The sequence below is a fragment of the Streptococcus sanguinis genome (assembly GCF_050220005.1).
Lineage (GTDB): Bacteria > Bacillota > Bacilli > Lactobacillales > Streptococcaceae > Streptococcus > Streptococcus sanguinis_Z.
Window position 1 is genome coordinate 170,266 of the sequence record NZ_CP071413.1, and the last position, 21,136, is coordinate 191,401.

The window sequence follows — 21,136 nt, forward strand, 5'->3', positions numbered from 1 at the left end:
TGAGAAACAGAACTTTACTTGGGAAAAAATTTTTTAAGAATTTTGCATAAATGATTGACATAGTAAAATCACAGTGTTACAATAATGTTACAAAAAGATTTCTTAATATTACAAGGAGACAAAAGATGAAAACACGTACTTATACAAAAATGATGGCAGCTGCAGTTCTGGCTTCTAGTCTGTTTTTAGGGGCATGTGGTAAGAAAGAAGAAAGTGCAACAAGTGCTAGTTCTAGCAAAACTGTTCAAGCTTCTTCTAGCTCAAAAGTTGCGTCATCCAGCAAGGCCAGCGCTTCTCCTAAGGCCAGCAATAGAGCTTCTTCAGAAGGAGCAGTTAGCCAGCCTGGACAAGCCCAAGCTCCTGCCAGTCAGCAACAGTCTACTGTAGAAGCGCCTCAAGCCCAACAAACGCAGCCACAGCAAGCTTCAGGTCGAAAAAATACTCAGTCTCAACCGGCTCAACCAGCCCAACCAGCCCAAGCCCCCGAAAGCAATCGTCAGCTTCAGAATAAGCAGGCAGCCAGCAATGCTCGCTATAAAGGTGTTTTGACTATGGTGGATGGGGATTTCTCAGCCGCTGTTGGTACTTGGAAAGATGCCAATGGAAATACTGTGACCGTATCGGGTAATGGCCAATTCACAGTCCAGTCTGCAGATGGAAAAACAGATAATTATTCCATCGCTTCCTACTCTTATACGCTGGATGATGGCAAATACAATGCTCAATTAAGCGGCCAAGGCAATGCCAATCTGCAGATTACAACAGGAGCGGATGGTTCAGTAACAAGCGTTGTGGTAACTCAACCCTAAACAGAACAAAAAAGGAAGTCCAATTGGCTTCCTTTTGGTTTTATTTTTGAATTTGTAAGAGTTCTTCGATTTCAGCCAGGCTTTCAGCTTGAGAAATAGCACCGCGGAGCTTGGCTGCTCCGGCAGTACCGCGCAGATAGTGCGGAGCTAGGCCCCGGAATTCGCGGATAGCCACATATTCTCCTTTGAGATTTACCAAGCGGGAGAGGTGGTCGTGGGCGATTTTCATCTTTTCCTCAAAGTTGAGGTCTGGAAGAACTTCGCCGGTTTCAAAGTAGTGGTTGATTTGGTTAAAGAGATAAGGATTTCCCATAGCTGCTCGACCTACCATGACGGCATCGGCACCGACTTCCTCGATACGCTGTTTAGCATCTTGGACACTGCGGATATCACCGTTAGCGATGAAAGGAATCTTTGTCAGAGCTTGGGCCACATCGTGCAAGGTCTCAAGGTCAGCATGACCAGTATACATTTGCTCACGGGTCCGCCCGTGCATAGCTAGGGCTGAGACTCCAGCAGCTTCAGCTGCCAGAGCATTTTCTACAGCCAGTGAGCTGTCAGACCAGCCAGTTCGCATCTTGACTGTCAGAGGAATATCCAGAACGGACTGGACCTTGTTGATGATTTTATAGATTTTCTCTGGATCCTTGAGCCATTTAGCTCCAGCTTCGTTTTTAACGATTTTATTGACCGGGCAGCCCATATTGATATCGACGATATCCGTCTTGGTGTTTTCTTGGATAAATTCTGCTGCGCGGGCTAAACTGTCCTCGTCGCTACCGAAAAGCTGGATAGAAACGGGATTTTCTCCCTCATCAATGTGAAGCATGTGGAGGGTTTTTTCGTTGTTATACTGGATGCCCTTGTCGGAGACCATTTCCATGACGACCAAGCCTGCTCCCAGCTCTTTGGCAATGGTTCGGAAAGCAGAGTTGGTTACGCCGGCCATAGGCGCCAGAACTGTGCGGTTGGGAATTTCAACATTCCCAATCATAAAAGGGGTATTAAGATTTGTCACGAATCAGTTCCTCCAGGTCGTTTTGGTCAAAGTGATAGGCAGTCTGGCAGAATTGGCAGACGATTTCAGCCCCTTGGTCTTGGTCACGCATCTCTTCTAAGTCAGCCTTTGGCAGAGTAGCCAAGGCATTCATGAAGCGCTCTTTGCTACAGTCACACTGGAAGCGGATTTCCTCTTCAGACAGGCGTTTGTATGGCTCATCACCATAGATGGCAGCCAGCAGAGCTTCGATATGGTTATCTGATTCCAGCAGTTTTGAGATAGCAGGCATTTCTTGGATCCGCTTCTCAAAGCGGGCGATTTCAGCTTCTTTGGCACCAGGCAGAGCTTGTACCAAGAAACCACCAGCAACCTTGACTTTATCATTCTCATCCAAGAGGACATTGAGACCAACTGCGGAAGGTGTTTGCTGGCTTTCGGTTAGGTAGAAAGCTAGGTCTTCGCCGATTTCTCCAGAGATGAGAGGAGTCATGGAGTTGTAAGGATTGCCAGTACCGTAGTCCGTGATGACGAGGAATTCGCCTTGGCCTACAAAAGGACCAACCAGAACTTCGCCGGTGGCAGTCTTTTTGATATCTACACCGGGATTCTGTACATAACCTTTGACATTGCCCTCGGTATCTGCTACTGTGATAATCGCGCCTAATGAGCTGGTTCCGAGGACCTTGACGGTAATCTTGGTCTGGCCTTTTTCATTTGCAGCCAAAATCTGGCTGGCAATCAGTGTGCGGCCAAGTGCAACAGTAGAACTTGCTTGAGTTTGATGTTTTTCTTGAGCGGTCCGAACCGTCTCTGTGCTATCCAGCACATAAGCGCGGAATGAACCATTTTCTGAGATAGTTTTGATAATTTTGTCCATACCTTTTATTTTAACATAAAATAGAAAAACAAGCGCGAGGCTGCGCTTGTTTTTTGGGGTTAGGAAGCATTTTAAGAGCAAAAATAGTATAATAAAATAAAGAGCAGAGGAGGCTAGTATGAACCAATCTTTGAAAGCGGCAGTCTATGGTCTGGCAGTGGCTGATGCATTAGGAGTTCCGTATGAATTTTTAACCCGAGGCAGTTTTAAAGCGGTTGAGATGACGGGCTATGGCAGCCATCAGCAACCTGCTGGAACTTGGTCAGATGATACCAGCCTTGTTTTGGCGACCTGTGATTCTATTAGGGGAAAAGGTAAGATTGACCCTGTCGATATGCAGCAGCGGTTTAAAAATTGGCTCTTCGAGGGAGCCTACACGCCGGATGGTCTGACTTTTGATGTAGGAAATGCGACTCGCGAAGCTTTGACAAGAGGACACGGTCTGTCTGATGAATATTCCAACGGAAATGGTTCTTTGATGCGGATTCTGCCCCTTGCCTTTACGGAAGCCAGTCCGTCTGATATTGAAGCTGTTTCCAGTATTACTCATGCCCATGCGACTTCCGTAGAGGCCTGCCAGCTTTATGTGGATATTGTTCGTAGGCTCTCAAAAGGCCAGCAACTACCGGAAATACTATCAGGCTTAGAGACTAGCAAGACCTATGCTCGTTTGCAAACTTTAGCAGAGCTGACCGAAGATGACATTCGCTCTAGCGGCTATGTGGTGGATACCTTGGAAGCAGCACTGTGGTGTTTGCTGACTAGCACTTCTTATCCGGAAACTATCCTGAAAGCTGTTAATTTGGGCGATGACACTGATACAGTAGCAGCAGTTGCTGGCGGCTTGGCTGGTATCATCTATGGTTTGGAAGGGATTCCTGACAACTGGCTAGCCCAGCTGCGCCATAAAGAACTGCTGGAAAGCTGCTTGTTTTAAGCTTGTAAGTCAGATGCTTGTTGTCCTTGTTATAGAGTTTTGCCATAGTTATCAAACAAAAATCGCAAGGAAATACCTGCGATTCTTATGTTATCAGTCCATTTCTGGGAAAAGTTTGGCCAATATTTTAGGGGTGATGTTTTGTCCCGGTCCCTCAGCACAATAGGTATGCATATACATAGAGGGATTGAAGTTGAGCTCGATGCAGGTACAGTTGGGATTTTCCTCTGTGGAAATAGCAGAGCTGTCAGGGATGATTAGGTCAACGCCACAAGCCCAAGCTCCCATAGCCTTTGCCATGTCCGCAGCAAGTTCCTTATAAGACGGGTGCATGCTGTCTGTGACATCAATCGAGTCTCCGCCAGTAGAAATGTTGGAATTGCGCCGCAAGTCAACCTTGACTCTAGCAGGCAGGATATCATCTGGTCCATAGCCTTGCTGGTCCAGCATAAGCAGTTCAATATCCCCCAGTTCAATGATTTCGAGCGGCGAGCGATGATCGCGCCCCCGCAGGGGATTGTCGTTTTTGATGGCAACCAATTCTCTCACAGTATGTAGACCGTCTCCAACGACATTGGCCGCCACCCGCAAGAGGACTGCTTGGCACTGACCGTCTAAGACAAAGAAACGGTACTCCGTTCCAGCGATGAATTCCTCCACCAAGACGGCGGCGTCTTCTGAAAAAGCAATCTCTAAAGCCTTGCGATAAGCGTCCAGACTGGCTGGTTCTTGGAAGATGGAGATGCCCAGTCCAAAGTTGGTTGACTTGGGTTTGACGACAATTTGTCGGTTCTTAATCAAAGGGTAGTAGGCCAGTCCATTCTCTAAGGAAGAAAATTCTGCTCCAGCTGGAACGGGAAAGTCAGCTGCAGCCAAAATCTTTTTGGTGACTGTTTTATTGGCCATTGCCAAAGGGATGACATAGTTATCCTTAGAGGTCATATTGCCGTTCTTGACATATTCAACATGGTGACCATGCCAAAGCTTGAGAAATTGATCGTTTTCATCTAAGATGTCGACATTCAGCCCCTTCTGAATAGCATCGAAGAGCAGCATCTGAGTGGATAATTCCATATTTTCATAGCCTTTGAGGGCATAAGGAGCAGTCCAAGCGTAGCGGTGATACTCCTCCGCTTTGTCTAGTCCAAAAGCTATTAAGGAATCTTGCTGAATATGAGGCAGGAGCTGGCCAGATAGGGTTAGCTGAGGATTCAGAAGTGCCTCCTTAAGCTGCTCAAGCAAGCTTTGGTAGTATGTCGGCAGTTCAAAATGCTGGATGAGGTCTTCCATGGCTTGGAGCAGGGCTGAGCTATCTGCCTCATCTGGCAGGGCAGTCAGCGGGTGGCTACAAGCAATCTTTTGGTTCAAGTCGTGGGCAGTTTTTAATGCCGTATCCACATTTTCTACATCATCTAACCAGAGCAGGCTCAGTAAAAAGAGATGGACGGTATCTAAGGTCTCTTGGCTAATGCCTAAATGGTCAAAAGGATTGAGATCGAAGCAGCGGAATTCCAGATAAGTAATGCCTTGCTCCAGATAGGCGCGATTGTGCTTCTGTCCACGGAAGCGAACGGCTGAGTAAAATTCTTTTTCAGCGCTGAGCTCGCCAGACTGAACGTAGTTTTCAATATCAGTTACATATTGCTCCAAAGAAGCGTAGGACACCTGAATATTCTCGTCATTGACATAGCCATAGTCGCTGTTACGAAAAGAGCGGATAGGCTGGGAAATTTCCTGGCTATAGAAGCCAGCTTCTGCTAGAGGGGCAGCACCGTAGAGATAGGTTAAAACCCAGCGAAAACGGAGAAAGTTTCGAGCCAGCTTGAGATAGAGGTCATTTTTAAAGTCCTTGAGTGAATGGTAGGAGCTGACTTGAAAGAGAGCAGTGACCAGATCTTTCCCTAGCTCCATATTGTAGTGGATACCGGAGATGGCCTGTAGTTTTTTGCCATATTTTTTCGCTAAGCCCTCTCGGTAGTGGCGTTCATAGTCGTTTTCCAGATGGGCGATGGCAATCTCTTCTTCTGTCAGCTGTAGTGGCATGGACAGGGGCCAGAGGCGTTCACTCTGGTCAATCGAGCGGCCAGCCACATCGCTGATAGCTCCCAGTAAGCGTCGTGCTTCCTTAGTCGAGTGAGCGATAGGTGTAATTAGTTCTAGTTGTTGCTCGCTAAAGTCTGTTTGGATGGTTGGGTGGAAATTGCGGGAACCAAGCTGACTCGGATGAGCAGTTTGAGCTAAGTGCCCATCAGTTGTCACCCGCAGATTTTCCCTCTCTAGACCAAAGGTCGCTTGGAGAATGGGGCTTGCTGTATCCAGTTTCTGCAGTAATTGATTAATCGTCATCGTTTCACCGTCCTATGGTAGTAATTTTAGTCTATTACAAACGGAAAAAGAAAACAAATTTCCGCTACGATTTTACAAAAATTCCGAACATTTATTTTTAATAAACTAACAAATTTCAGAAAATACAGATTTTTTGAAAATTTAATTCGTTTTTAAAAGGGAAAAAACAAATCAAGAATGGGTCCCATCTTGAAAAATTGTTAAATTTTTCATATAATGAGGTATAAAACATAATCGCAGGTGAGATTCCTGCCTGCTTTTCAAGAAAGGAAGAGCTGCTTCAGCTCAGACAAAATTATGACATCAGTAGTTGTTGTAGGAACCCAGTGGGGAGATGAAGGAAAAGGGAAGATTACAGACTTCCTTTCAGCCAATGCCGAAGTGATTGCCCGCTATCAGGGTGGTGACAATGCCGGCCACACTATCGTGATTGACGGCAAGAAGTACAAGCTGCACCTGATTCCGTCAGGGATTTTCTTCCCAGAAAAAATCTCTGTCATTGGAAATGGAATGGTGGTCAATCCCAAATCTCTGGTCAAAGAATTGAACTACCTGCATGAAGAGGGTGTGACGACGGATAACCTTCGCATCTCTGATCGAGCGCATGTCATCCTGCCTTACCATATCGAGCTGGATCGTCTGCAGGAAGAAGCAAAAGGTGACAATAAAATCGGAACAACAATCAAGGGAATCGGCCCTGCCTATATGGACAAGGCTGCTCGTGTCGGTATCCGCATTGCTGACCTTTTGGATAAAGATATTTTCAGAGAGCGCTTGGAGCGGAATTTAGCTGAGAAGAACCGCCTCTTTGAGAAGTTGTACGATAGTACAGCAATCAGCTTTGATGATATTTTTGAAGAATACTATGAATATGGTCAGCAAATTAAGCAGTATGTGACGGACACTTCTGTTATCCTCAACGATGCGCTGGATCAAGGCAAGCGAGTGCTCTTTGAAGGAGCTCAAGGGGTTATGCTGGATATTGACCAAGGTACTTATCCATTTGTAACTTCTTCTAATCCGGTTGCGGGGGGAGTCACCATCGGTTCTGGTGTTGGTCCGAGCAAGATTGACAAGGTGGTTGGTGTCTGCAAGGCCTACACCAGTCGGGTCGGAGATGGACCATTCCCAACAGAGCTTTTCGATGAAGTTGGTGACCGCATTCGTGATATCGGCCACGAATATGGCACCACCACCGGTCGTCCGCGTCGGGTAGGCTGGTTTGACTCTGTTGTCATGCGCCATAGCCGCCGTGTATCAGGGATTACCAATCTTTCGCTTAACTCCATCGATGTTTTGAGCGGTCTGGATACAGTGAAAATCTGTGTAGCCTATGACTTGGATGGGCAGCGAATTGACCATTACCCAGCTAGTCTGGAACAGCTCAAGCGTTGCAAGCCGATTTACGAAGAGCTGCCAGGCTGGTCAGAGGACATCACCAGTGTCCGCAGTCTGGAAGAATTGCCAGAAAACGCCCGCAACTATGTTCGCCGAGTGAGTGAGTTGGTTGGTGTTCGTATTTCTACCTTCTCAGTCGGTCCTGGCCGCGAGCAGACCAATATCTTGGAAAGCGTCTGGTCTAATTTATAAAAAAGTCAGCACAAGGAAATTGCTTCTTGTGCTTTTTTGCAAGAAAATTTCATCTTAAGATTCATTTAAGATATATATTTTATACTAACGACATAAACAAAGACCTCCTAACTTTGTTTAAAAATCCTAAACTTTTTTCATAATAATCTCCTGAAAGTCACCCCAGCGGTGGCTTTCGTTTTTTTCTGAGACGCCCGGCTGGCTTGTGGTATAATGGGGTAGAGAACGAAAACTTAAGAAAGAATATGATGAACTATACGATTGAAGAAAAAGAAGCATTTATGCGGGAATCTTTAAAGGAGGCGGAGATTGCTCTGGCTCATGATGAAATTCCCATCGGCTGTGTCTTGGTCAAAGAGGGTAAGATTATCGGCCGCGGTCACAATGCGCGGGAGGAGCTGCAACGGGCTGTTATGCATGCGGAGATTATGGCTATCGAAGAGGCGAATCGGCATGAAAATAGCTGGCGCTTGCTGGATACAACGCTTTTTGTGACCATTGAGCCATGTGTCATGTGCAGCGGAGCAATCGGTCTAGCGCGCATTCCTCACGTTGTCTATGGAGCAGCAAATCAAAAGTTTGGAGCAGCTGGCAGCCTCTATGATATTTTGACAGATGAGCGTCTTAACCACCGAGTAGAGGTGGAAACAGGTGTTCTCCAAGAAGAGTGTGCTCAAATCATGCAGGAATTTTTCAGACAGAGAAGGAAAAAATAAAATTAGCCAAAATCAAAAGTTTGTGTTATACTAATTAATGGAGCAACAGTTTTGCGTGAAGCGGGTCAGGGGAGGAATCCAGCAGCCCTAAGCGAAGTAAGCTGTGTGCTCTTTTCTATTGCTCTTAATGAATCAAGCCTGAAAGGCGCAGATGAATCTTAGAGCAATGGATGCAGTTTTTCCCATAAGGGAAAAATCTGTAAACCTTATAAAGATTCTCAACGAATCAACTCCGAAGGAGGAAGATGAGTTTAGAGACATTGACGCAGTTTAGGCAAAGCGAGAACTAGGTTCCAATGTTGAATGAATCAAGCCTGAAAGGCGCAGATGAATATTGGAGCAGTGAATCTAGTTCGAATGGACCTGAAATGAATTCAGCTGACATTCAATCTTAAGAAGCATATTGGCTTTCTTGTCAATCAAAATTATTCTTCTTTAATAGGCCTAAAATTTGTTGACTTACGCAAACGATTGCTCTCAGTTATATCCTAGGATTAGCTTATTTAGAAAAATAGTATAGAATAAAAAATGTAAACGTTTTAAAATAGTAAAAGCACTTGCTTATTTTTTCTTAAAGCGTTATCATAAAAGAAAAGAACAATTGGAGGATAAACATGACACATATTAAATTTGACTATTCAAAGGTACTGGATAAGTTTGTAGCACCACATGAATTAGATTATATGCAGCCTCAAGTGACTGCAGCAGATAATGCTCTACGAAACGGAACAGGTCCTGGAGCAGAAATGACAGGCTGGTTGAATTTGCCTGAAGAATATGATAAAGATGAATTTGCTCGTATTCAAAAGGCGGCTGCTAAAATCCAATCTGATAGTGAAGTGTTAATCGTCATCGGTATTGGAGGATCTTATTTAGGGGCACGTGCAGCTATTGATTTCTTGAATAATTCATTTGTAAACTTGCAAAGCAAAGAAGAACGCAAGGCACCTCAGATCCTCTATGCTGGAAACTCTATCTCTTCAAGCTATTTGGCTGATTTGGTAGACTATGTATCAGACAAGGATTTCTCTGTCAACGTTATTTCTAAGTCAGGAACAACTACAGAGCCTGCTATTGCTTTCCGTGTCTTCAAAGAACTCTTGGTTAAGAAGTATGGTCAGGAAGAAGCAAATAAACGGATTTATGCAACTACAGACCGCGCTAAAGGTGCAGTTAAGGTTGAAGCAGATGCTAATGGCTGGGATACTTTTGTAGTGCCTGATAGTGTTGGTGGTCGTTTTACAGTATTGACAGCAGTGGGACTCTTGCCAATCGCAGCTGCAGGGGCTGATATCAGCAAGTTGATGGAAGGAGCAAATGCTGCTCGCAAGGCTTATGCTTCTGATAAGTTGGCTGAAAATGAAGCATATCAATATGCAGTTGTACGCAATATCTTGTACCGTAAAGGTTATTTGACAGAAGTTCTAGCTAACTACGAACCATCTTTGCAATACTTCTCAGAATGGTGGAAGCAACTGGCTGGTGAGTCAGAAGGTAAAGACCAAAAAGGTATCTACCCAACTTCAGCCAACTTCTCAACAGACCTGCACTCTTTGGGGCAATTTATTCAAGAAGGAACTCGTATCCTCTTTGAAACAGTTATTCGTGTAGATAAGCCTCGCAAAAATGTGTTGATTCCTGAATTAGCAGAAGACTTGGATGGCCTTGGCTATCTGCAAGGAAAAGATGTTGACTTTGTCAATAAGAAAGCAACAGATGGAGTGCTGTTAGCTCACACAGACGGCGGAGTGCCAAATATGTTTGTGACCCTGCCTGAGCAAGATGAGTTCACTTTGGGCTATACTATTTACTTCTTTGAGTTAGCTATTGCTCTTTCTGGCTACCTGAATGGTATCAATCCATTTGACCAGCCAGGAGTTGAGGCTTATAAGAAAAACATGTTTGCTCTTCTTGGGAAACCAGGCTTTGAAGAGCTGGGTGCTGAGTTGAATGCACGCCTTTGATTCTCATATGCTTTGAGTTCATTTAGAATATAAAAAGATCCACAAGTTCATTTCTTGTGGATTTTTTAGTACAAGCCTCTTAATTAGTTTATTATTTTTTTGAACAGTGAAAAAAAGAGTGTCTTAATTCTTTTATGAAAGCGCTGTATAATTGCCTTGTAAATAAAATTTGAGAGGTATCAAAATGAATGATTGGTTAGACATTAAAGGCAAAACAGTTCTTGTGACGGGTGCGTCATCTGGGATCGGTAAGGCAATCGTCGAAGAATTGTTGGAATTAGGAGTCAATGTAGCGAATTTTGATCTTAGCGACAACGATTTACGTCACCCGAATCTATTGTTTGTAAAAGTTGATGTAACTTCTCGCTCTGAAGTAGAAGAGGGTGTTGCCAAAATAGTTGAAAGATTTGGCAATATTGATGCGGTAGTCAATAATGCGGGGATTAATGTCCCTAGATTATTAATCGATGCAGAAAATCCTAAAGGTCCTTACGAGTTGGACGATGAGACGTTCGAAAAAGTAACAATGATTAATCAAAAAGGTTTGTATCTGGTTAGTCAGGCAGTAGGACGTATTTTAGTGAAAAATGGAAAAGGTGTAATTGTGAACATGGCTTCAGAAGCAGGCTTGGAAGGTTCTGAAGGACAAAGTGCCTATGCTGCAACGAAAGCGGCAGTCTATAGTTACACTCGTTCATGGGCGAAAGAGCTTGGTAAACATGGTGTACGTGTGGTTGGAATTGCTCCAGGAATTATGGAAGCTACGGGTCTTCGAACTCTTTCTTACGAGGAAGCTCTTGCTTATACCCGTGGAAAGACGGTAGAAGATATTCGAGCTGGTTATGCTTCAACTTCAACGACTCCATTGGGACGGAGTGGGAAACTACGGGAAGTAGCTGATCTTGTAGCGTTCTATATTTCAGACCGTTCTAGCTATATAACAGGTGTCACTACAAATATTGCCGGAGGTAAAACTCGCGGTTAAAACAATGAAGGTAGGGAAGAGAGTTGACCTTAGTAAATCGGTGGTATAATATTTTAGATAAAATGGTCTCGCAGCCAACTTATTCCTTGGTAGATATGCGCTCAGAACTGGATATTAGCTTGCAAACCTTGCAAAAGAGTATCCAACAATTAAATGATGTTTTGGCTCCTAATATCCAGATTATCGCACAAGATGATCAGTTAATGTTAGAAGTGTATGACTATACAGAGTTGGAAAGGATTTTATCTGGTAGTTTAAAACAGGAGAGTGACTTCAATTCTTCCAGTAAAAGAATTGCCTATTTGCTAAAACGTTTAATTGAGTCAACCTCCCCTCTTCTTATTGACGACTTGGCTGAGGAAGTAGGTGTTAGTAGAAGTACCCTTAATAAGGATTTAAAACAAGTAAAATCTTTGGCAGAGAGTTACTCTATCACTATTTCAGGAAAGCCCAACCGTGGGCTGGAGGTCTTGGGGAGCGAGCTGAATTTGCGCTTGCTATATATTCACCAAGTGGCTCCTTACTTTGAAGGAAGGACACTCACTGAGGGAACATCTTCTTTTCTGGAGACGCTAGTTCAGGACTATAAAATCCCTAAAGAAACACAGGAACTCCTTCGAAAGACCATTTCAATTATGGTGGAGCGTATTCATACATCTAGAGTGTTGAATTGTCCTATTCCTTACTATAGGAATGATTTAACAGAGACACCTTTAGCTGAGAAATTAATCTATCATATTGAGATGACTTATAAGATTTCCCTCAGTCAGTTTGAGATAGACTTTTTGTGTTTTCCGTTTAATGTCCGTTTTATTGACACTTTAAGCAAGACATCTTATCAATCTGAACAGCTTGCAAATATTTTTGAAGGGATTGTCAAGAAAGTCAAAGAAACAATGTTGGTTCACTTTGATGATGAAGAATTATTTGAAGAAATCAAATCTCATCTAGGCTCCTTAATCAATCGACTGATTTTCCATGTGCAAGCTAATGATATATTTCATGGCGAGGTTCAAACTCAATATCCTTTTGCTTTTGAAATGGCAAAAATAGCTGGAGAAGAACTATCTGCAATTTTTGGTTCTGAATTGGAATTATCTGAAATCGGATATCTGGCTTTGTATTTTGAAATGATTTTAAGAAAGCAAAATTCTGCTGTTAAGGGTTATCGCAAGCAGATAGCTGTAGTTTGCACAACAGGAAGAGGAACTGCTGCGATGATTATTCAGCAACTCAGACGAGTCCTTGGAAATGATGTAGACATTACTCAGTATTCTGAAGAGGATTTTAATGTGGATTTAAATCAGGACTATTTCGCGATTTTTACGACAGTTCCTCTAAAATATAAAGATTCTAAATCTCCAGTCATTCAAGTTAATCATCTTTTTGATGATCAATGGCTGCAGGAAGAATGGCAGAGGGCCAATGCTTTTCATCAAAAAAATCTAGAAACAGTCAGCTTACGTTTTCTTCGGTTGAGCCCCCAAAAAACCTATCAGCAATACTTGCTAAATATGGTTGCAGAGTTAGAGAAACTTCAGATGATTGATGAAGGTTTTAGAAATCGGATAATTGATAGGGAGAAAAAGCAATCAACCATTTTTGGTGGAGGAATTGCCTTCCCCCATACAATTAACCAGGGTTATGCAAAGACTATTTTAATGTTTGGAAAACTAGAAGAGCCTTATCAAAAAGGAGATGAATGGATTGAATTTATCTTTCTAGTGGCCATACCCTCAGAAATTGAAAGAAAAATGGAAAGTGAATTGCTGGAATTGTATGACGACATTTTTCGAATTGCAGGAGAGCCTTCTCTAAAAGAAGCATTGAGGGCTGTAGAAACAGAGACAGAGTTTCTATCATTTTCTAAGAGCAAAGGAGTATTTTAATGAATTCGCTAATAATTTTCGCTGTATTTGTCATGGCAGCTTATATATTTCAAATATTCCTCGGCTGGCAGCAACTCAAAGACTTCAATAAGACCTATACGATGCTCCGAAAACTGGGGCGCGTAGCGATTGGCAGGAAGTCCGGAAGAATAAAATCCGGTACGATTGTCATGTTCGCGGTTGATGAAAACGGTCGGGTTCTTAAAGCTAGCAAAATGCAAGGAGTCACAATCTTAGCGCGTTTTCAAAATATGGACGATTATGTTGGAGAAGACATCCATTATTTTGACAAGTATAATCCTCTTGTGAGAAAAGAAAATAAGTTGATGCAATCAGCCATAGAAGATGCTAGAAAAGTCTATCTTTGGCATGAGGCAGGTATTGAGAAAGAGACAAGTTCATCTGATTCTTTTCTGGGATTCGGCTTTTATGCGAATTACTTACAATTATCTATTAAACAGTTATTTAAAAAAAATAAGAAAAGGAGTTCCTTATGAATCACATTACAAAATTTGCAGAGAGTTTTATGAAACTCTTCCAATTAGGTGGAGAAACCTTTATTAGCTGGATGACAAATATTGTACCGCTTGTCTTAATGCTATTGATTGCAATGAATACCCTTATCGCTTTCTTGGGAGAAGAAAAGGTCAATTCCTTGGCTAAGATTTCTGCCAAAAATCCTGTTAGCCGTTATATGATTTTACCTTTCATTTCAGCCTTTATGCTGGGGAATCCGATGGCGATCAGTATGGGACGCTTCTTGCCAGAATATTATAAACCTAGTTTTGTAGCAGCTCAGATGCAGTTCTGCCATACTTCAAATGGTGTATTCCCACATATCAATCCTGGGGAATTGTTTGTATGGATGGGAATTGCGACAGGAATTCAAACTTTAGGTTTAAGTCAGATGGACCTGGCAATCCGTTACATGCTTGTAGGAATTATCATGAACTTTGTTGGTGGATGGGTAACAGATTTTACGACTGCCTATGTTGCAAAACAGCAAGGTGTTACCTTGAGTAAAACATTTGATTGATAGAAAGAGTGAAATTATGTCATATAAGAGTATAAAAGTTGTTAAAGGAAATGGTGGTTTCGGAGGCCCTTTGGTCATTACACCTAGTGAGGCTAAGCATAAATTTATCTATATCACTGGCGGCGGAGAAAAGCCAGATATTGTAGATAAAATTGCTGATTTGACCGGTATGGAAGCTGTTAACGGGTTTAAAACTTCTATCCCTGATGAGGAAATTGCTTTAGCAATCGTGGATTGCGGCGGTACTCTTCGCTGCGGTATTTATCCTAAAAAGGGGATTCCTACAATCAATATTGTCGCTACAGGGAAAAGTGGCCCTCTAGCACAATATATCACCGAGGAAATCTATGTGTCAGCAGTTGGCCTTAATCAAATTTCTGCTGCTAATGAAGACGAAAAAGCGACAACTGTGGTAACAGAAAAGCCAACTTACGATACTAGTAAAAAAATTACAGAGCAAAAAGCTGAAACAAGTATTGTAGCAAGAATTGGGATGGGCGCTGGGAAGGTCGTTGCGACTTTCAACCAGGCTGCTCGTGAAGCCATCCAAACAATGCTCAACACAATCATTCCTTTCATGGCCTTTGTTTCCTTGCTGATTGGGGTTATTCAAGGTTCAGGTGTTGGAAATTGGCTGGCAAAATTAATGGTTCCCCTAGCGGGGAACATCTGGGGACTCATTTTGATTGGCTTTATCTGTTCCTTGCCATTCCTATCTCCTTTGTTAGGCCCCGGAGCTGTTATCAGTCAGATTATCGGAACCTTAATTGGAGTCGAAATCGGAAAAGGGAATATTCCGCCCCAAATGGCTCTGCCAGCTATATTTGCTATCAACACTCAAAACGGTTGTGATTTCATTCCTGTAGCACTCGGTCTATCTGAAGCCAAGTCTGAAACAGTTGAGGTTGGTGTCCCTTCTGTGCTTTATTCACGCTTTCTCAATGGTGTTCCGCGGGTGCTAGTAGCTTGGATAGCTAGTATTGGTCTTTATCAATAGACCTTTGATAGATGCACGTAAACAGAGCAACTATTATGTTAAACTTATCTATAAGCATAAGTTTAAGACAAATTAGAGAAAGGATAAATAGGAATTAGATGAAGAAAATTTTTGAAGCTAAAGTAATTCAAGTAGGGCCTGAAGCTCAGAATATGATTCAAGATGCCAATATGCTCATTTTATTTGGAGAAGAAGCACCGGAAGATTTAGCAGAGTATTGTTTTAAGATTGATAACAAAAATCTGCTAGGTTCAATACTAGAAGGCGGCAAGCTGGTGGTAGATAATCAGGAATATTCGATTAGTTCCGTGGGAAATGTAGTAGAAAAAAATTTAACTGGACTGGGCCATATCACGATTTCTTTTGATGGTTCAAAAGAGGGGAGCCTTCCTGGTACACTCCATGTCGCAGCAGACCAAGCAGTAGTAATTGAAAAAGGCTCTACCATTCAGATTTTTGAAGTAGCTCAAGTAGGATAAAATATCTAAATAAGAATACTAGAAAAATAAGAGTCTAAAAACTTGATTCAGAGCCTGGGCAAAAGTCCAGGCTTTTGAGTCTAAATTAGAAAAAATAGATGACGCAGTGGTTGATTGGCATCTTCCTTCGCTTTTTAAGCCCCAAAGATTGCCTGATCAACTGTGCGGGGGTGGGAAGACGAACTTTTTAACTTGTTTGAAGTTCTTTCCCACTCCCTTTTTGATTGGAAGAATAATTTATGTTATAATGTTGTAAAATTTGTCATTATTTTTCAATGTTTTCGCAATATGACAAATCAATAAAATTTATAAGGAGAAAACCATGTCAGATAAAGATGGACAAGGTCAAGTGCAAGGGGCTTGGCAAGAAAATCAACCTAGCCAGCCATTGCAAGGGAATTTCCAGCAGATTCAGCCGCAAGGATTGCCTGATAAGAAGGGCAATATCGGAAAAGTCATAGGACTTTCAATTTTTGCTCTCATAATTGGTCTTTTGATTGGCAGCGGTTCAGCTTATTTTATCGGCAAGCAGACACAGACAAATAAGGATATTCAAAGGATTAAGCGTCTGAGTAAGGCTCAGGAAGAAGCCAAAGACAAGAGTGACAGCTTTACTACAGACGGGCAGTCGGTTCAGTTTAATTGGACTTTGAAAGACTTGGGACGGTTGAGCTATACAAACGATGAAGGATTAGGTCTGACGGCTGATCAAATCGTTGAAACTTATGGCTTGGCTAGTTCAGCAGAATATGATCGTAATCGTCTGTTACTCCGATGGGGCCCTTCTGTCAGGGACAAGGAGCAAAATATTTCTTTTCAATTTGATAAAGTTGACCAGAACTACTATCTGAGACAAGTGGTAGTTGGAGATTCTTTTAAAGAATATAGAAAAGGGAAGGAAACGACAGATTGGAGCGTATTATCTCCCAAAGACCTTGAACGTTTGAAAGTAGGAGACAAGGAAACGGGTGAAGGAGGAACAGCTTTATCAGAGGTCCTGAAGAAGCATCCTGTTCCGTCAGAAATTGTCATCGCAACCGAACGTGACGTAGATAATAAGATTATCTCCAACCGTCTGATTGCTGAGGTGACTTATAAAACAGAAGATAGTTATAAATATCTTCTGTTTGTAGGCCAGCCAGATGGAAATTTCTTATATATAAAGTCAGAGGAAATGTAAGTTTTTAGTTATTTAGTTTATCTTTTGTGACTGATTGATTTCAAAGCATTTCGTTATTAAAAGAGAACTGATAAGACTATTGAAAATAAACAAGAAAGAGGAAAGAAGATTGACAGAACAGCAAACACAGCATTCTTTTGAGCCTTCAAGGAATGCTCAGTCGCAAGAGAAATTCCCGCATCATTTTCAACCTCAGCAAGGCCATGTTTCAAGTCCGCAGGGACCAACCCCACCTTTGGCCAAGAATAAATCTTGGAAAGGAATCCTGATAGGCGGAGCCTTGCTCTCTCTTGGTCTTGGACTAATCGGAGGGGGAATCTGGGGCTATAGAATGGGAGTAGCGGAGGTCATCAAAGGGGAATATCCTGTGCTACATCCTTTAGCAGATGCTGGGGGATCAAAGAGGGATCAATCAGACCGCTACATTGATCCCGATACTACTGAGTTCAAGTGGGATATTGATAGTTTGTCAGAGTTACGGTTCAATACTATTCAGACAGATACGAATGGTACTTCAGTGGAAGATATTCTTGATAAATATGGCAAGGCTTTAAAAGAAGAAATCTCTCGTGACAGCCTTGATTTAGAGTGGGGAACGCTTCAAGATTCTGATGATGAGGAGGACTGGCCAGTTTATTATACAGATCAAACTGCTTCTCTGGATTTTGAGAAGAAAAAAGATGGTTTCTATCTGAATAGTCTTCATATCTATAATATTCGCTTTGAAGGAAGCAAACATAATGCTGAGGACGAAGCGATGGCGGCTGATTACTTTGAAAAATTGAAAAAAGGCGATGCAAAGACTGGTAAAGATGGCATTTCCTATAAGGATGTTTTTAAGGAATATGGCAGTCCGCGAAGTATCTCTATTCGTGTAGATGAAGATTTCAGTGAGGATACTAGTCAAACCATTATGGAGGCGGCTTATGACGCTCCTAATGATGGTACTTATAGGTTGTTCTTCGTTCAGCAGGAGGACGGAAACTATCTTTTGTCCACTACTGCCAATAAATAAAATAGAACTCAAATAATAAAAGGAGAAACAATGCCAGAACAAAATAAACCGCAGGAACAATCTTTAGAAGGATTGGCTCCGTATCCACAGCAAGTCCAGTCATCAGATCCAGGACAATTTTCAGCTAACTCAACGGAGGGGCAGCCTTTCCCAACAGAAGGAGGCAGTCCTGAAATGCCGAATCCTAATCAAGATTTTGGTGTTCAGCAACCCATTTTTGATGCTCCACAGCAGCAGATGCCTCAGCAGGATAATTGGGGAAATCCTGCTTTTCAAAAAGCAACGCCTCAGGGATTTAATCCAGCTGGTCAGAACTTTGCCGTACCACAGCAAGCTGCAAACTTTGCTGCCCAGCCAAGTCCAGAGCCAAAGAAAAATAGTACGGGCAAGCTGATAGGATTTTTAGGAATAGGCCTGGCAGCGGGATTATTGCTAGGAGGTCTTGGCGGCTATTTCCTAAATGATTTTATGGGTGGGGGAAGTGTGCCAAGTCTGTCTCGAAAGGGACATCAAAGCGATGTTGCTTCTTTTGTGGCTCCGACAAAAGAGGATGTGTATGAGTGGGAAGTGAAAGACCTTGAAAAGCTGAGCATTGTTAGTGCGGATGATGAAGGATTGACCCCAGAACAAGTAGTCAAAGATTTTGGCTTGGCCAGCAGTGTGACGTTTCAGGAAGAAGGGCTCTCATTGTCTTGGCTACCTGACTCTAGTTATACCACTCTGACCTTTATGAAACACGAGGATGGCAGTTACCATCTTCAGGGTATGAGTATTATGCCCGGCAGTGATGACTATAATAAAAAGGTATCTAGCCAGATTACAGAGAACTTAAAGACGGGTGATGCGGAAACAGGCGAGGGCGGTTCTTCCTTTAAAGAAGTGATCAAGGAATACCCAGAATATCAACATATCTCAGTTTATGGGGATGGTGAATCAGAGCCGAAGATGCTTGTAAACTATGAAACCTCTTCAAATAAGGAGATAACTTTGACTTTTATCCGTCAGGAAAACGGACAGTACCTATTGAGTAATCTTTCTAAATAGAATAAATGAATAAGAGTGCTTGTCATACAAGCTAGAAGCTCTGAACGGTACGCAAAAGATCAAAATGACCATTGATGCCAACAGTGGGAACATTTTGAACGAAAGATTAAATAATATTGTTGGTATATAGTTTGGAATTGCTTTGTTGGGCACGGACGAGAGTTCGTGTCTTTTTACAATCCGTATCTCATGTAGAGAATTTTGTAGGAGTTTTGCAATCCCCTTTTTTGTGTTATAATATTGTCTAATCAAGCTTCTTGGTTTACTTCAATTGTTCTTCAAGTTGTTGGAGATTGAGGAGATAAACAAACTAAAAGGCTAAATCATTCACGAATCGAGGGAAAAATCATGTCTGCTACTAAAATGAACGCTCAAGAAATTATCAAATTTATCGCTGATGCCAAGAAAAAAACTCCTGTCAAGGTAACCTTTGATGGAGAATTACACGGATCCATCCCTTGGTCTGTTGTGAAGTTAGGCAATGTTCTTTTTGGAGACTGGGAAGAAATTAAGCCACTCCTAGTGAACTTAGAGGAAAATAAGACCTATGTCGTAGAGCAGGATGCCCGCAACTCAGCGGTGCCGCTTTTGGACAAGCGCGATATCAATGCCCGTATTGAGCCGGGCGCTATTATCCGTGACCAAGTCGAAATTGGTGATAATGCTGTCATCATGATGGGGGCAGTCATCAATATTGGTGCAGAGATTGGCGCTGGAACCATGATTGATATGGGTGCTATCCTGGGTGGCCGAGCGATTGTCGGCAAAAACAGTCATGTCGGTGCTGGTGCTGTTCTGGCGGGAGTCATTGAGCCGGCTAGTGCTGAGCCAGTTCAGGTTGGAGACAATGTGTTGATTGGTGCCAATGCGGTTGTGATTGAAGGTGTACAAATTGGCAGTGGTTCAGTTGTTGCGGCTGGCGCGATTGTGACCCAGGATGTTCCGGAAAACGTAGTGGTTGCTGGTGTTCCGGCACGAGTTATCAAGACCATTGACGAGAAGACCCAGCAGAAGACAGCTCTGGAAGACGCTCTGCGTACTCTTTAAAAATAGCATAAAGATGAATTGATTGGGTGCGGCCCGACACTTTGACTGGTCTGACAAGATTTTAAAGGAAAGAAAAATGCTTGATTATCTGAACATTCGCCGTGATTTACACCAGATACCAGAAATCGGTCTGGAAGAATACAAGACCCATGCCTACCTGATGCAGGTCATTGATGGCCTGACAGCTGGCCTAGACTTTGTGGAAATTCGAACTTGGCGGACTGGTATTTTGGTCTTTATCAAGGGCAGTTCACCAGATAAGACGATTGGCTGGCGGACAGATATCGATGGCCTTCCGATTGTGGAGGAGACGGGTCTGGACTTTGCCAGCACTCATGAAGGTCGTATGCATGCCTGCGGACATGATATGCACATGACGGTGGCTCTAGGCCTGCTGGAACAAGCTGTGAGCGCTCAGCCTACCCACAATCTGCTCTTTCTCTTTCAGCCTGCAGAGGAAAATGAAGCTGGCGGTATGCTCATGTACGAAGATGATGCTTTTGGTGACTGGCTGCCAGATGAATTTTACAGTCTCCATGTGCGACCGGACCTCAAGGTCGGCGATATTGCCACTAATAGAGGAACCCTCTTTGCTGGTACCTGTGAAGTTAAGCTGACTTTTAAGGGGAAGGGGGGGCATGCGGCCTTTCCTCATGAAGCCAATGATGCTTTGGTGGCGGCTAGCTACTTTATCACTCAGGTGCAGACCATTGTCAGCCGCAATGTCGATCCTATCGAGGGAGCAGTTGTGACCTTTGGTTCTCTCCATGCTGGCACGACCAACAATGTCATCGCAGAAACGGCCTTTCTACATGGCACCATTCGGACTTTGACTCAGGAGATGAACCTCTTGACCCAGAAACGCTTACGGGAAATAGCAGAGGGCCTAGCCCAAAGTTTCGGTTTGGAATTGGACTTAGAACTCAAGCAAGGTGGCTACCTACCTGTAGAAAACCATCCTGATCTGGCGGGTGAATTGATGGACTTCTTCCAGAAGGAAGAAGGAGTGCAGCTGATTGATATTGCGCCGGCTATGACAGGCGAGGACTTTGGCTATCTGCTCAGCAAGGTTAAGGGCGTCATGTTCTGGCTGGGAGTGGACAGTCCCTATGCCCTCCATCATCCCAAGATGACACCGGATGAGGCAGCACTGCCCTTTGCTATTGAAAAGATTGGGAAATTCCTAGATTATAAAATCAACGAAAGATAAGAAAAAGGTGGACGA

19 protein-coding genes and 1 other RNA gene are annotated in these 21,136 nt (G+C 43.0%); 17 read left to right on the forward strand and 3 right to left on the reverse strand.

From position 1 onward, the window contains the following. Positions 1-50 precede the first annotated feature (50 nt). Complete coding sequence (locus J1C86_RS00935; protein WP_125406546.1) at positions 51-809, forward strand: DUF6287 domain-containing protein; 759 nt, start codon at positions 51-53, stop codon at positions 807-809. Positions 810-849: 40 nt separating this feature from the next. Here J1C86_RS00935 and dusB read toward each other — a convergent pair whose 3' ends face one another. Further along, the gene (gene dusB / locus J1C86_RS00940) at positions 850-1,827 is read right to left on the reverse strand and encodes a tRNA dihydrouridine synthase DusB (protein WP_185755761.1); all 978 of its coding nucleotides are present in this window, start codon (positions 1,825-1,827) and stop codon (positions 850-852) included. Then, entirely contained in the window at positions 1,814-2,686 is an 873-nt protein-coding gene (hslO, locus tag J1C86_RS00945) for an Hsp33 family molecular chaperone HslO (protein ID WP_125338024.1), read from the reverse strand. Before hslO ends, dusB begins: the two co-directional genes overlap by 14 nt. 118 nt (positions 2,687-2,804) lie before the next feature. Between hslO and J1C86_RS00950 the strand changes: the two genes are divergently transcribed. Then, the gene (locus J1C86_RS00950) at positions 2,805-3,623 is read left to right on the forward strand and encodes an ADP-ribosylglycohydrolase family protein (protein ID WP_125406549.1); all 819 of its coding nucleotides are present in this window, start codon (positions 2,805-2,807) and stop codon (positions 3,621-3,623) included. A 93-nt stretch (positions 3,624-3,716) separates the two neighbouring features. Here J1C86_RS00950 and gshAB read toward each other — a convergent pair whose 3' ends face one another. Then, positions 3,717-5,969 carry a bifunctional glutamate--cysteine ligase GshA/glutathione synthetase GshB gene (gshAB, locus tag J1C86_RS00955; RefSeq protein ID WP_049547730.1) on the reverse strand — a complete coding sequence of 751 codons (2,253 nt, stop codon included), beginning with the start codon at positions 5,967-5,969 and terminating at the stop codon, positions 3,717-3,719. Between the two features lie 297 nt (positions 5,970-6,266). On the opposite strand from gshAB, the gene J1C86_RS00960 reads away from it, so the two are divergent. From J1C86_RS00960 to J1C86_RS01030, 15 genes are all read left to right on the forward strand, one after another. After that, the gene (locus J1C86_RS00960) at positions 6,267-7,559 is read left to right on the forward strand and encodes an adenylosuccinate synthase (RefSeq protein ID WP_002893992.1); all 1,293 of its coding nucleotides are present in this window, start codon (positions 6,267-6,269) and stop codon (positions 7,557-7,559) included. A 245-nt stretch (positions 7,560-7,804) separates the two neighbouring features. After that, positions 7,805-8,275 carry a tRNA adenosine(34) deaminase TadA gene (gene tadA / locus J1C86_RS00965; RefSeq protein ID WP_049547731.1) on the forward strand — a complete coding sequence of 157 codons (471 nt, stop codon included), beginning with the start codon at positions 7,805-7,807 and terminating at the stop codon, positions 8,273-8,275. Positions 8,276-8,303: 28 nt separating this feature from the next. Beyond that, an RNA gene (ffs, locus tag J1C86_RS00970) (signal recognition particle sRNA small type) lies at positions 8,304-8,402 on the forward strand. Positions 8,403-8,889: 487 nt separating this feature from the next. Further along, a complete protein-coding gene (locus tag J1C86_RS00975) occupies positions 8,890-10,239 on the forward strand; it encodes a glucose-6-phosphate isomerase (protein WP_002917809.1) in 1,350 nt (449 codons plus the stop codon). Positions 10,240-10,423: 184 nt separating this feature from the next. After that, complete coding sequence (locus tag J1C86_RS00980) at positions 10,424-11,224, forward strand: SDR family oxidoreductase (protein WP_002902100.1); 801 nt, start codon at positions 10,424-10,426, stop codon at positions 11,222-11,224. Between the two features lie 62 nt (positions 11,225-11,286). Then, positions 11,287-13,113 (forward strand): BglG family transcription antiterminator, encoded by a 1,827-nt coding sequence (locus tag J1C86_RS00985; RefSeq protein WP_080979487.1) that lies wholly within the window; start codon positions 11,287-11,289, stop codon positions 13,111-13,113. Continuing rightward, positions 13,113-13,610 (forward strand): transcriptional regulator GutM, encoded by a 498-nt coding sequence (locus tag J1C86_RS00990; RefSeq protein WP_049547734.1) that lies wholly within the window; start codon positions 13,113-13,115, stop codon positions 13,608-13,610. Before J1C86_RS00985 ends, J1C86_RS00990 begins: the two co-directional genes overlap by 1 nt. Next, positions 13,607-14,149, forward strand: coding sequence for a PTS glucitol/sorbitol transporter subunit IIC (gene srlA, locus J1C86_RS00995; RefSeq protein WP_002893982.1), 543 nt, complete (start codon positions 13,607-13,609; stop codon positions 14,147-14,149). Before J1C86_RS00990 ends, srlA begins: the two co-directional genes overlap by 4 nt. A gap of 16 nt (positions 14,150-14,165) precedes the next feature. Further along, the gene (srlE, locus tag J1C86_RS01000; RefSeq protein ID WP_009660130.1) at positions 14,166-15,146 is read left to right on the forward strand and encodes a PTS glucitol/sorbitol transporter subunit IIB; all 981 of its coding nucleotides are present in this window, start codon (positions 14,166-14,168) and stop codon (positions 15,144-15,146) included. Positions 15,147-15,244: 98 nt separating this feature from the next. Then, positions 15,245-15,625, forward strand: a complete 381-nt coding sequence (locus J1C86_RS01005; RefSeq protein WP_002902105.1) for a PTS glucitol/sorbitol transporter subunit IIA — start codon at positions 15,245-15,247, stop codon at positions 15,623-15,625. Positions 15,626-15,947: 322 nt separating this feature from the next. Beyond that, entirely contained in the window at positions 15,948-16,805 is an 858-nt protein-coding gene (locus J1C86_RS01010) for a hypothetical protein (protein ID WP_125337601.1), read from the forward strand. Between the two features lie 79 nt (positions 16,806-16,884). Further along, positions 16,885-17,820, forward strand: coding sequence for a hypothetical protein (locus J1C86_RS01015; RefSeq protein ID WP_049547736.1), 936 nt, complete (start codon positions 16,885-16,887; stop codon positions 17,818-17,820). 30 nt (positions 17,821-17,850) lie between these two features. After that, positions 17,851-18,864, forward strand: a complete 1,014-nt coding sequence (locus J1C86_RS01020) for a hypothetical protein (RefSeq protein ID WP_125409387.1) — start codon at positions 17,851-17,853, stop codon at positions 18,862-18,864. A 348-nt stretch (positions 18,865-19,212) separates the two neighbouring features. Beyond that, positions 19,213-19,911, forward strand: a complete 699-nt coding sequence (gene dapD / locus J1C86_RS01025) for a 2,3,4,5-tetrahydropyridine-2,6-dicarboxylate N-acetyltransferase (RefSeq protein WP_049547738.1) — start codon at positions 19,213-19,215, stop codon at positions 19,909-19,911. A 76-nt stretch (positions 19,912-19,987) separates the two neighbouring features. Continuing rightward, positions 19,988-21,121, forward strand: coding sequence for an N-acetyldiaminopimelate deacetylase (locus J1C86_RS01030; RefSeq protein WP_125409389.1), 1,134 nt, complete (start codon positions 19,988-19,990; stop codon positions 21,119-21,121). Positions 21,122-21,136 lie beyond the last annotated feature (15 nt).

Coding starts and splice junctions, on each gene's coding strand:
- J1C86_RS00980 (WP_002902100.1), top strand. CDS start 10,424: ATGAATGATTGGTTAGACATTAAAGGCAAAACAGTTCTTGTGACGGGT.
- dapD (WP_049547738.1), top strand. CDS start 19,213: ATGTCTGCTACTAAAATGAACGCTCAAGAAATTATCAAATTTATCGCT.
- srlA (WP_002893982.1), top strand. CDS start 13,607: ATGAATCACATTACAAAATTTGCAGAGAGTTTTATGAAACTCTTCCAA.
- J1C86_RS01010 (WP_125337601.1), top strand. CDS start 15,948: ATGTCAGATAAAGATGGACAAGGTCAAGTGCAAGGGGCTTGGCAAGAA.
- srlE (WP_009660130.1), top strand. CDS start 14,166: ATGTCATATAAGAGTATAAAAGTTGTTAAAGGAAATGGTGGTTTCGGA.
- J1C86_RS01020 (WP_125409387.1), top strand. CDS start 17,851: ATGCCAGAACAAAATAAACCGCAGGAACAATCTTTAGAAGGATTGGCT.
- J1C86_RS00950 (WP_125406549.1), top strand. CDS start 2,805: ATGAACCAATCTTTGAAAGCGGCAGTCTATGGTCTGGCAGTGGCTGAT.
- J1C86_RS01030 (WP_125409389.1), top strand. CDS start 19,988: ATGCTTGATTATCTGAACATTCGCCGTGATTTACACCAGATACCAGAA.
- hslO (WP_125338024.1), bottom strand. CDS start 2,686: ATGGACAAAATTATCAAAACTATCTCAGAAAATGGTTCATTCCGCGCT.
- tadA (WP_049547731.1), top strand. CDS start 7,805: ATGATGAACTATACGATTGAAGAAAAAGAAGCATTTATGCGGGAATCT.
- J1C86_RS00935 (WP_125406546.1), top strand. CDS start 51: ATGATTGACATAGTAAAATCACAGTGTTACAATAATGTTACAAAAAGA.
- J1C86_RS00975 (WP_002917809.1), top strand. CDS start 8,890: ATGACACATATTAAATTTGACTATTCAAAGGTACTGGATAAGTTTGTA.
- J1C86_RS01005 (WP_002902105.1), top strand. CDS start 15,245: ATGAAGAAAATTTTTGAAGCTAAAGTAATTCAAGTAGGGCCTGAAGCT.
- J1C86_RS00985 (WP_080979487.1), top strand. CDS start 11,287: ATGGTCTCGCAGCCAACTTATTCCTTGGTAGATATGCGCTCAGAACTG.
- J1C86_RS00960 (WP_002893992.1), top strand. CDS start 6,267: ATGACATCAGTAGTTGTTGTAGGAACCCAGTGGGGAGATGAAGGAAAA.
- J1C86_RS00990 (WP_049547734.1), top strand. CDS start 13,113: ATGAATTCGCTAATAATTTTCGCTGTATTTGTCATGGCAGCTTATATA.
- gshAB (WP_049547730.1), bottom strand. CDS start 5,969: ATGACGATTAATCAATTACTGCAGAAACTGGATACAGCAAGCCCCATT.